The sequence below is a fragment of the Streptomyces nanhaiensis genome (assembly GCF_046614825.1).
GTDB lineage: Bacteria > Actinomycetota > Actinomycetes > Streptomycetales > Streptomycetaceae > Streptomyces > Streptomyces radiopugnans.
Map to the genome: position 1 here is coordinate 1 of NZ_JBKJFM010000200.1, position 9,120 is coordinate 9,120.

At 74.8% G+C, this 9,120-nt stretch carries 11 protein-coding genes; 7 read left to right on the forward strand and 4 right to left on the reverse strand.

Annotated features, from left to right (window positions below; all coding sequences use genetic code 11):
* The coding region (locus ACLIYP_RS27570) for a sacsin N-terminal ATP-binding-like domain-containing protein (RefSeq protein ID WP_412715814.1) at positions 1-536 on the reverse strand (536 nt) is incomplete at its 3' end.
* Positions 537-837: 301 nt separating this feature from the next.
* On the opposite strand from ACLIYP_RS27570, the gene htpX reads away from it, so the two are divergent.
* Positions 838-1,743, forward strand: a complete 906-nt coding sequence (gene htpX, locus ACLIYP_RS27575; RefSeq protein WP_412715815.1) for a zinc metalloprotease HtpX — start codon at positions 838-840, stop codon at positions 1,741-1,743.
* 24 nt (positions 1,744-1,767) lie between these two features.
* A complete protein-coding gene (gene pspAB / locus ACLIYP_RS27580; RefSeq protein WP_412715816.1) occupies positions 1,768-2,346 on the forward strand; it encodes a PspA-associated protein PspAB in 579 nt (192 codons plus the stop codon).
* Between the two features lie 109 nt (positions 2,347-2,455).
* Here the strand turns inward: pspAB and ACLIYP_RS27585 are convergent, their stop codons facing one another.
* Positions 2,456-3,364, reverse strand: coding sequence for a DUF3027 domain-containing protein (locus ACLIYP_RS27585; RefSeq protein WP_412715817.1), 909 nt, complete (start codon positions 3,362-3,364; stop codon positions 2,456-2,458).
* 265 nt (positions 3,365-3,629) lie between these two features.
* On the opposite strand from ACLIYP_RS27585, the gene ACLIYP_RS27590 reads away from it, so the two are divergent.
* The 4 genes from ACLIYP_RS27590 to ACLIYP_RS27605 are packed head-to-tail and all read left to right on the forward strand — an operon-like array spanning position 3,630 to position 7,280.
* Entirely contained in the window at positions 3,630-5,168 is a 1,539-nt protein-coding gene (locus ACLIYP_RS27590; protein WP_412715823.1) for an MFS transporter, read from the forward strand.
* Positions 5,169-5,195: 27 nt separating this feature from the next.
* Positions 5,196-5,699 carry a DUF2771 domain-containing protein gene (locus ACLIYP_RS27595; protein ID WP_412715818.1) on the forward strand — a complete coding sequence of 168 codons (504 nt, stop codon included), beginning with the start codon at positions 5,196-5,198 and terminating at the stop codon, positions 5,697-5,699.
* Positions 5,700-5,746: 47 nt separating this feature from the next.
* Complete coding sequence (locus tag ACLIYP_RS27600; RefSeq protein ID WP_412715819.1) at positions 5,747-6,427, forward strand: futalosine hydrolase; 681 nt, start codon at positions 5,747-5,749, stop codon at positions 6,425-6,427.
* Complete coding sequence (locus ACLIYP_RS27605) at positions 6,408-7,280, forward strand: 1,4-dihydroxy-6-naphthoate synthase (RefSeq protein ID WP_412715820.1); 873 nt, start codon at positions 6,408-6,410, stop codon at positions 7,278-7,280. The genes ACLIYP_RS27600 and ACLIYP_RS27605 overlap by 20 nt, the downstream gene beginning before the upstream one ends.
* A gap of 58 nt (positions 7,281-7,338) precedes the next feature.
* On the opposite strand, the gene ACLIYP_RS27610 is transcribed toward ACLIYP_RS27605, so the two are convergent.
* A complete protein-coding gene (locus ACLIYP_RS27610) occupies positions 7,339-7,722 on the reverse strand; it encodes a cold-shock protein (RefSeq protein WP_093658953.1) in 384 nt (127 codons plus the stop codon).
* A 239-nt stretch (positions 7,723-7,961) separates the two neighbouring features.
* On the opposite strand from ACLIYP_RS27610, the gene ACLIYP_RS27615 reads away from it, so the two are divergent.
* Positions 7,962-8,204 carry a hypothetical protein gene (locus tag ACLIYP_RS27615; RefSeq protein WP_412715821.1) on the forward strand — a complete coding sequence of 81 codons (243 nt, stop codon included), beginning with the start codon at positions 7,962-7,964 and terminating at the stop codon, positions 8,202-8,204.
* A 73-nt stretch (positions 8,205-8,277) separates the two neighbouring features.
* Here ACLIYP_RS27615 and ACLIYP_RS27620 read toward each other — a convergent pair whose 3' ends face one another.
* Entirely contained in the window at positions 8,278-8,895 is a 618-nt protein-coding gene (locus ACLIYP_RS27620; protein WP_412715822.1) for an HAD family hydrolase, read from the reverse strand.
* Positions 8,896-9,120 lie beyond the last annotated feature (225 nt).

The following is a 9,120-nucleotide window of genomic DNA, read 5'->3' on the forward strand; positions in this document are numbered from 1 at the left end:
GGGTTGCGGGCGGCGGCCTCGGCGGCCATCTCGCGGGCCTCGGCCAGCGACCAGCGGGCGCCGCCGGTGCGGCAGACGATGGCGGGTTCGTCGCTGACGGCCAGGACGGCGGCGAAGCCGACGCCGAAGCGGCCGACGGGGCCCGCCTGGGGGCCGCCCGGTCCCCGGGGGCCGCCCGGTCCGCCGGCCGTCTCCTCGTCGCGCTTGGCGGAGGCGCGCAGGGTGGCCAGGGACTCCACGCCGGCCGCGTCCAGGGGCGCCCCGGTGTTGGCGGCCACCAGCACCTTGCCGCGCAGGGTGAGCAGCAGCCGTCCGGGCACGCCGGCGCGGGCGGCGGCGTCGGCGGCGTTCTGGGCCAGCTCGACCACCAGCCGGTCGCGGTAGCCGCCGAGGGCCAGGTCCTCCTCCGCGTTGGCGTCCTCGCGGAAGCGCGCGGGGGACGCCGCCCAGGCGTCGAGTACGCCGCGGCGCAGCCGTGCGGTGTCGAAGGGATCCGCTCCGTCGTCCGCGCCCTGCACCAGCACCGTGCCGCTCACGTGTCCGTCTCCTCCGCCACGTCCAGTCACGGGACGAGCCCGATTGCCTGTCTGCGGGCGACGGTACTGCGTCCGGCGTGCCTCGTGCGCGCCGGGCCGCCGGTGGCGCGGGTCGGCCCCCGTCCACGGCCGGGAAGGGGCGATTCGGGACATTGGGGTATACAGGGAGGAAAGGCAACCGTGTCTCGGTCCACGGTCCCGTCCGGCGGGAGCGTGGCGGACAGGAGGACCCGATGGACATGAGGGTCACGACCGCTGTACGGGCCCGCGGCGGGGGCCGGGCTTGCGGGGCGGGTGCGTGATGCGCAGCCGCTTCGAGCCCGACCGGCGGCTCACCGGGCGCATGGTGCTCACGATGTTCCTGCTCGGGCTGTTGTACGTGGGGTTCGTCGGCGCGCTGATCGTGCTGCTGGACTCCCTCGTCCTGGTCGTCGTCATCGCCGCCGTCCTGCTGGGCGCGCAGTTCTGGTTCTCCGACCGGGTCGCCCTGTACGCCATGCGCGGCCGCCTGGTGACCCCGGAGGAGGAGCCGCGGCTGCACGGGGTGATCGACCGGCTGTGCGCCACTGCGGACATGCCGAAGCCGCGGGTGGCCGTGTCGGGCATGGACCTGCCCAACGCGTTCGCCACCGGCCGCGACGCGGACCACGCCGTGGTCTGCGTGACCACCGGGCTGACACGGCGCCTGGAGACCGAGGAGCTGGAGGGCGTCCTGGCCCACGAGCTGTCCCACGTCGCCCACCGCGACGTGGCGGTGATCACCATCGCCTCGTTCCTGGGCGTGCTGGCCGGGCTGGTCGTCCGCTTCGCCTTCTACTCCCAGCTGTTCGGCGGGGGCCGCCGCGACCAGAACACCGCCGCCGTGTTCGCGATGGTCATGCTGGTCTCCGCCGTCGTGTACGCCCTCAGCTTCCTGCTCATCCGGGCGCTGTCCCGCTACCGCGAGCTGGCCGCCGACCGCGCCGCGGCCATGCTCACCGGGAAGCCCTCCGCCCTGGCCTCGGCCCTGACCAAGGTCAGCGGCGACATCGCCCGGATCCCGACCCGGGACCTGCGCACGGCCCAGGCGTTCAACGCGTTCTTCTTCACCCCCGCCCTCGGGCCCGGCAGCACGGTGGCCGGGCTGTTCTCCACCCACCCCAGCCTGGACCGCCGTCTGGAGGCGCTCGCGGAGATCTCCGAGCGGCTGGGCGGCGAGGCGTCCTGAGAACCTGATCCGGAAGGAGCCGCCGTGGGCCTGCTGGACGTCCTGTTCGGCCGGAGCAAGCCGGTCCGGCCCGACCTCGACCGCCTCTTCGCCCTGCCCTCGGCGGCGATCACCCTCCAGGCCGCCGCGGGTCTGGCCCCCACCGGGGCGGGTTCGGTGTGCTTCGCGAGCATCGAGGGCGGCGCCTTCACACGGATCCGGCAGGAGGTGGAGGCCCTGCTGGGCGCGGACTCCGAGCGCGCCGGCGGGACGGTGGAGTTCAGCCAGGACGACTACGGGTACTCCTGGCTGCTCTCCCGCCGCGCCCCCGACGAGCTGCCCTCCCTGGTCAACGACCTGCACGCGGTGAACGCCACGCTGCGGGACAGCGGCTTCGGCCCGCAGCTGCTGTGCTCGCTGGTCGCCTTCCGCGCCTCCGGACGGCAGCCCCTCGCGCTGGTCTACCTCTACAAGCGCGGCACGTTCTACCCCTTCGCCCCGCTGCCCGGCCAGAAGCGCGACAACCCGCTGGAGCTCCAGGTCAGGGCGGCCCTCCAGGACGACCTGAACATCGAGCCGGACCTGAGCCGCTGGTTCCCGCTCTGGGGCGCTCCGGGACTGTGACGGAGGCGGGACTGTGACGGGGGCGGGGCGAGGGCCGGGGCGGTGCCGTGGCGGAGGCGGCGCCCGGGGCCGGAGGCCGGGGCGGTGCCCGGGGGCGGGTACGGAGGCCCTACGCCTCCGGGCCTCCCGCGCCGCCGTCCGAGGCGTCCGCCCCGCCGTCCAGCGGCAGCTCGTCCACCCTCGTCTCGTCGATCACCGGCGCCGGCGGGCGCGGCGTCTTCGGCATGACGGCCGCCTCCGAGTGGCCGCCGCAGCCGAAGGCGAGGGAGACCACGCGGCCGTCCGCCGGGGAGAACTCGTTGGCGCACACCCCGAAGGCCTGGCGCAGCGAGCCCGCCATCGGCACCAGGAAGCCGCAGCTCATGCAGGAGGCGGGGGCCGCCTGGGCCATGGGCGTCCGGGGGCCGAACTCCTCCTCCCAGCGGTCGGCGGCGTCGTGCAGGCCCTGGCGGGACAGGACCCGGGGGCGGCCCATGCCGATCTCCTCGGCGACCGCCGCGATGCTGCCGCGCGCCGGAGCGCCGGGGAGCGCACCGGGCTCGCTGGTGACGACGTCGGCGTCCTCGGCCTCGGCCGGGCCCTCGGCGCCGGCCTCCTCCCAGGCGGACTCCACGACCGCCGCGTGCGGGGAGGGTTCGCCGCCGCCGGTGTAGCCGGGCTCCAGGCGCGGGTCGTCCGCCTCGGTGGGCAGCAGGTCGCCGGGGCCGAGGTCGCCGGGGCGCAGGCGTTCGCTCCAGGGCACCCATTCGGGGGCGAGCAGCGCGTCGGGGCCGGGCAGCAGCACCGTCTCGTCGACGGTCACCACCCGCGCCCGCGAGGCCCGCGCGACGGTGGCGGCCCAGCGCCAGCCGCGGTAGCCCGGTTCCAGGCACTCGAAGTAGTGCGTGACGACGCGGTCCCCCTCGGCGACGGCACCCAGATGGTCGCCGATCCGGCCGGGGAACGCGGCTTCCCGTGCCGCCTCCCGAGCCAGTTCAACCGCCTCGGCGCACAGGCGATCAGGGGTACGGCCTCGCATCGCAGCACTCACAAGAATCGATTCTCTCCTACGCCGTTTCGCGAGTGCGCCTACCGTACGCCCAGGTCAGACGGGTGAGGACGGAGCGGACCAGAGGACCGCTGCGACGTCCGGACCCAAGCGTTCCCATCGGGCGGAGCGCACCATCTCCCCCACGCTACCCCACGCGCGTACGCCGCCGACCGTCGCACCTTCAACCAAAACCTTCAGCCGAAGGAGCCCGGCTAGGCGGCGGGCGGTAGGGCACACTGACGACGTGGCTGCCTTGAGGACGCCCCAGCACGGCGAGGGGCGATTCCGACGTACGGCGCGGGCGATCGTCCGCGCCGTACACACGCCTCCCCGCGCGCTGGGCAGGCGCATCCGGAAGGCCACCCACGCCCAGGGCGCGGGCGAGTCCGGGCTGGGCAAGCTCATCGAACTGCACGCGGTGAACTCCGCGGGCGACATGATGATCACCGTCGCCCTGGCGTCCACGATCTTCTTCTCCGTCCCCACCGGCGAGGCGCGCGGGCGCGTCGCGCTCTACCTGGCCGTCACCCTGGCCCCCTTCGCGCTGCTCGCACCGGTCATCGGGCCGCTGCTGGACCGCATCCCGCACGGCCGCCGCGCCGCGATGGCCGGGTCGATGCTGGGCCGGGCGCTGCTGGCGCTGAGCATGGCCGGGGCGGTGGCCACCGGCAGCCTGGAGCTGTATCCGGCGGCGCTGGGGGTGCTGGTGGCCTCCAAGGCGTACGGGGTGGTGAGATCGGCGGTCGTGCCCCGGCTGCTGCCGCACCGGATCTCGCTGGTGAAGGCGAACTCGCGGGTGACGCTGGCCGGGCTGCTGGCCACCGGCGCGGCGGCGCCGGTCGGGGCCGCGCTGCACAGCCTGGGGCCGTCCTGGCCGCTGTACGGGGCCTTCACCGTCTTCGTCATCGGCACGTTCCTGTCCTTCTCGCTGCCCCACAAGGTGGACTCCGCCAAGGGCGAGCGGCGGGCCCTGCTGACCGCCTACGAGGCCGCGCACAGCGCGGACGGCGGCGGCGACACCGACGCTCCCGCAGACGCCCCCGGCGCCCCCGCCGCCGGGAGCTCCCCCTCGGAGGCCGGGGACAGGACCGGGGACAAGGCCGGCGGCACGAGCGGGGACGGGAGCACCGCGGGGAAGGGCGGCGTCGGCAATGGCGGCGGCGGAAACGGGAGCGGGAACGGCAGGCCCCGCAGGCCCGGCCTGCGCACCGTGGGCGCCTCCGTGTTCAACGCCCTGCTCGCCAACTCCTCCCTGCGCGCCCTCTCCGGCTTCCTCACCTTCTTCCTCGCCTTCATGCTGCGCGAGCACCCCCTGGCCGGCCTGGACCCCGTGGTCTCACTGGGCGTCGTGGCCGTGGCGGCGGGCGGCGGCAACGCCCTGGGCACGGCGCTGGGCGCCTGGCTGCGCGACCGCGTCCCGGAGATGATCATCGCGTCGGTGCTGGCGCTGGCCCTGGCCGCCACCGTGGTGGCGGCGGTGCTGTACGGCACGGTCACCGTGCCCGTGGTCGCGGCCGTCGCCGGGCTGGCGCAGGCGCTGGGCAAGCTGTCGCTGGACGCGCTGATCCAGCGGGACGTGCCGGAGGTGGTGCGCACCTCCGCCTTCGCCCGCTCCGAGACGCTGATGCAGATGTCGTGGGTGGTCGGCGGCGCCGTCGGGATCGCGCTGCCGCTGATCGGACCGGTCGGCATGGGCGTGGCCGGGGTGATCGTGGCGGTGGGCGCGCTCGCCACCGTCCGGCCCCTGCTGTCGGCCGCGCGGCACGGCACGCCCCACCCGCGCGTCGCCTGAGCGGAACCGCCGGGTAGCCTGCGTGCTATGACCCACACGATCTCCCGGGGCAAGGGCAGCCGCACCATCCGCACTGCCGTAGCCATCGGTGCGGCCACCCTCGGGCTCGTCGCCCTCTCCGCCTGCGAGAAGCCGACTCCCCGAGCGACCGTGACCGTCGGTTCCGACAGCGTGTCCACGGAAGCCGCCTGCTACGAGGACAACGGCAAGATCTCGCAGGAGAAGGTGCTGTCCTGCGCCAAGGAGGGGACCGAAACCTCCATCACCGTCGGCCAGGGCGACCTGCTGCGCATCGGCGTGGACCCCGAGATCGCCGAGGACGGCTGGGTGCTGTTCCTCAACGGCCAGCCCGCGGTGACGGACCGGATCACCAAGACGTACCGCAGCTTCTCCGGCGACGCCTTCTTCCAGAACGGCGGCGACCAGCAGGGCGGCAGTCCCCAGTCGGTGCAGCTGAGCATCGTCGAGTACGACGGCAGCAACTACCGGGGCGTGTGGAACTTCGAGCTCGAGCGCGAGAGCGAAGACTGAGCCCCGTACCGTCCCGCCGCTCCGCCGCGGAGGCCGCGCCGGCCCCGGTGCCGGTCCTGGTCGTCACGGCCGTGCCCGCCGAGCGCGACGCGGTGGCCGTCGCCTGCGCCCCGGCCGGCATCGACGTGCTGGCCGCGGGCGCCGGGCCCGCGGCCGCGGCGGCCCGTACCGCGGTGGCGCTGGAGCGGCGCTCGGCGGGGGGCCGCCCGTACGGTCTGGTGGTCTCGGCCGGCATCGGCGGCGGTTTCGCCCCGCTGGCCCCGGTCGGCTCGGTGGCCGTCGCCTCCGAGATCGTCGCCGCGGACCTGGGCGCCGAGACCCCGGCCGGGCCCGAGCCCTTCGCATCGGTGTCCGAGCTGGGCTTCGGCACCACCGTCCACCTGCCGCCCGAGGGGCTGTCGCGGGCCGTCGCCGAGGCGGCCGGCGCGGCGCTGGGCCCGGTGCTGACGGTCTCCACGGCCACCGGCACCGCCGAGCGGGCCGCGCTGCTGGCGCACCGGCACCCGGGCGCGCTGGCCGAGGCGATGGAGGGTTTCGGAGTCGCGGAGGCAGCGGCGGCCTGCGGCGGGGTACCCGTACTGGAGGTCCGCGCCGTCTCCAACGCGGTGGGTCCGCGCGACCGCGCCGCCTGGCGCTTCGCGGAGGCGCTGGACGCCCTGACCGCGGCCTTCGGCAGGATCGTTCCCGTACTCGACGGTTGGAGGGACCTTGACCGGCGCCAGGACTGAGCGGCCGCTGCGGATCGCCTACTCCCCCTGCCCCAACGACACCTTCGTCTTCCACGCCTGGTCGCACGGCCTGGTGCCGGGCGCGCCGGAGCTGGACGTGACGTTCGCGGACATCGACGTCACCAACGGCATGGCCGAGCGCGGCGAGCTGGACGTGCTGAAGGTCTCCTACGCCGTTCTGCCGTGGGTGCTGGACGAGTACGCGCTGCTGCCGTGCGGCGGCGCCCTGGGGCGCGGCTGCGGCCCGCTGGTGCTCACCCGCGAGCCGGGGGCCGGGGCCGGCGGGCTGGGCGGTGCGACGGTCGCGGTGCCGAGCGAGCGCTCGACGGCGTACCTGCTGTTCCGGCTGTGGGCGGCCGAGCGGGTGCCGGGCGGGGTCGGGAAGATCGCCGTGCTGCCCTTCCACGAGATCATGCCCGCCGTGCGCGACGGCCGGGTGGACGCCGGGCTGGTCATCCACGAGGCCCGCTTCACCTACCAGGACTACGGACTGCACCGGCTCGCCGACCTGGGCGAGTACTGGGAGGGCACCACGGGGCTGCCGATCCCGCTGGGCGCGGTCATCGCCAGGCGGTCGCTGGGCGCGCCGACGCTGCGGGCGCTCGCCCGGGCGGCCCGCGCCTCGGTGCGGATGGCCTGGGAGGACCCCCGGGCGTCACGGCCCTACGTGCTGGAGCACGCCCAGGAGATGGACCCCTCGGTCGCGGACCGGCACATCGGGCTGTACGTCAACGAGTTCACCGCCGACCTCGGCGAGAGCGGCTACGCGGCGGTGCGCGGGCTGCTCACGCGCGCCGCGGCCGAGGAGCTGGTGCCGCCCCTGGGTCCCGGCGCGCTGGACTTCGTGCGGTAGGCCGTTGCGGGGTGCGGGGCCCGGGCCCCGCACCCCGGACGTACGGCCGGGCGCCCGGTCAGACGTCGAGCTGGTCGGCCACGATGCGGAGCATGCCCGCGATCTTGTGGCCGTGCTGGCGGTCGGGGTAGCGGCCCCGCTCCAGCTGCTGCGCGACTCCGTCCAGCAGGGTGGTGAGGTCCTGCACGATCGACGCCAGCTCGTCCGGCTTGCGGCGCTGGGCGGCGGCCACGGAGGGGGCCGGGTCCAGCAGGGTGACCGAGAGTGCCTGGTCACCGCGCTGGCCCGCGACGACCCCGAACTCGACGCGCTGTCCGGGCCGCAGCGTGTCCACCCCGGACGGGAGCACCGACGAATGGACGAAGACGTCACCGCCGTCGTCGCGTGAGAGGAAACCGAAACCCTTCTCACTGTTGAACCACTTGACCTTGCCGGTAGGCACGTCTGTCCTCGTCCTCGTCATTCGTCCGGATGAACCGGGCTACGTCCTGTCGGGAAAACTGTCAGGGAGCTGTCAGGGAAACAACGACTTCTCGAAAGGCAACGGTTCCGCACAGGAACGCGGCGGGCCGTGTGACCCGCCGTCACCAAGACTAATGATCCGCTCCCCGGTGACAAGGCGCCCCGGAACCGCCTCCCCCGTGCCCCGCGCGTGTCTTCACACGGAACTACCCTGTCCCGGTGACCAGTGAAACGTCCCGCGCGGGAGATCTGCTCGTCCGCATCGGCGCCGTCGTCTTCGTCGTCGGCGCGGTGGCCACTCTCGCGACCATCACGCCCCTGTTCCTCGGATCCGACCCGCTGCCCACGGCCGCGTACCTCGTCAGCATGCTGATGGGCGTCGGCTTCGCCATCGCCGGCGCCGGTGTGCTGCGGTCGATCGCGGTGCAGCGCCGCGAGGCGCGCGAGGCGGTCCGCCGGTAGCGGAGGGCGCGACGCGTACGGCCGCGGCCGTCGCGGCCGCGGCTCGGGCCGACGCGGTCCGGGCCAGCGCGGCTCAGGCCGACGCGTACGCCTCCAGCCAGGCGGGGAAGGCCGTCAGGTCCTCCAGCACCACATCGGCCCCCGCCTCCCGCAGCTCCGCCGCGCCGCACGGGCCCGTCGGCACCGCCACCGACAGGGCCCCGGCCGCGCGCGCCCCGCGCACGTCGCCCAGGTGGTCACCGACGTAGACGCCCGCACCGTGCTCGACCAGCGCCTCCGCCTTGGCCTCGGCCCACAGCCAGCCGATCACCGCGTCCGGCTCGATGCCCAGGTGGTCGAGGTGGAGCTTGGCGTTGGGCTCGTGCTTGGCGGTGACCACGATCGCGGTGCCGCCCGTCCGCCGGACCGCCTCCACCGCCTCCCGGGCACCGGGCATGGGCATGGTCGGCTCGATGGCGTGGCTCACGTACAGCTCGCGGTAGCGTGCGCCGACCTCGTCGATCGCCTCCTCGGGGAACCAGTGCGCCAGCTCGACCTCCAGCGGCGGTCCGAGGCGGGTGACGGCGAGGTCGGCGTCGATGTACGCGCCGGTCTCGGCGGCCAGGGCCAGATAGGTCGCCCGGATGCCGGGGCGCGAGTCGATCAACGTCATGTCCAGGTCGAAGCCGACCGTCACCGCACGAGAAGCCATGTCCCACATTGTGCACTCCGTGACATAGGTGGTTAGGTTCACCTAACCTGAGCTGGCCGGTTCCGCGGCTTCCGTGACGCGGAACCGGCTGTGTCCCGTCCTGTCCGCACGTCGGCCCGTCCGTCCGCATACCGTCCGAGGTCGCAGATGCCCGCTGCCCCAGCCCCCGCCGTGCCCGCCCGGCCGGCGGCCGGCCCGCGCCGTGCGCGGGCGGCCCGCCGGCTG

Excerpts from the sequence above, each read along its gene's own strand:
- htpX (WP_412715815.1), top strand. The coding sequence starts at position 838 with ATGCGCAGCCGCTTCGAGCCCGACCGGCGGCTCACCGGGCGCATGGTG.
- ACLIYP_RS27585 (WP_412715817.1), bottom strand. The coding sequence starts at position 3,364 with ATGCGAGGCCGTACCCCTGATCGCCTGTGCGCCGAGGCGGTTGAACTG.
- ACLIYP_RS27595 (WP_412715818.1), top strand. The coding sequence starts at position 5,196 with ATGACCCACACGATCTCCCGGGGCAAGGGCAGCCGCACCATCCGCACT.
- ACLIYP_RS27620 (WP_412715822.1), bottom strand. The coding sequence starts at position 8,895 with ATGGCTTCTCGTGCGGTGACGGTCGGCTTCGACCTGGACATGACGTTG.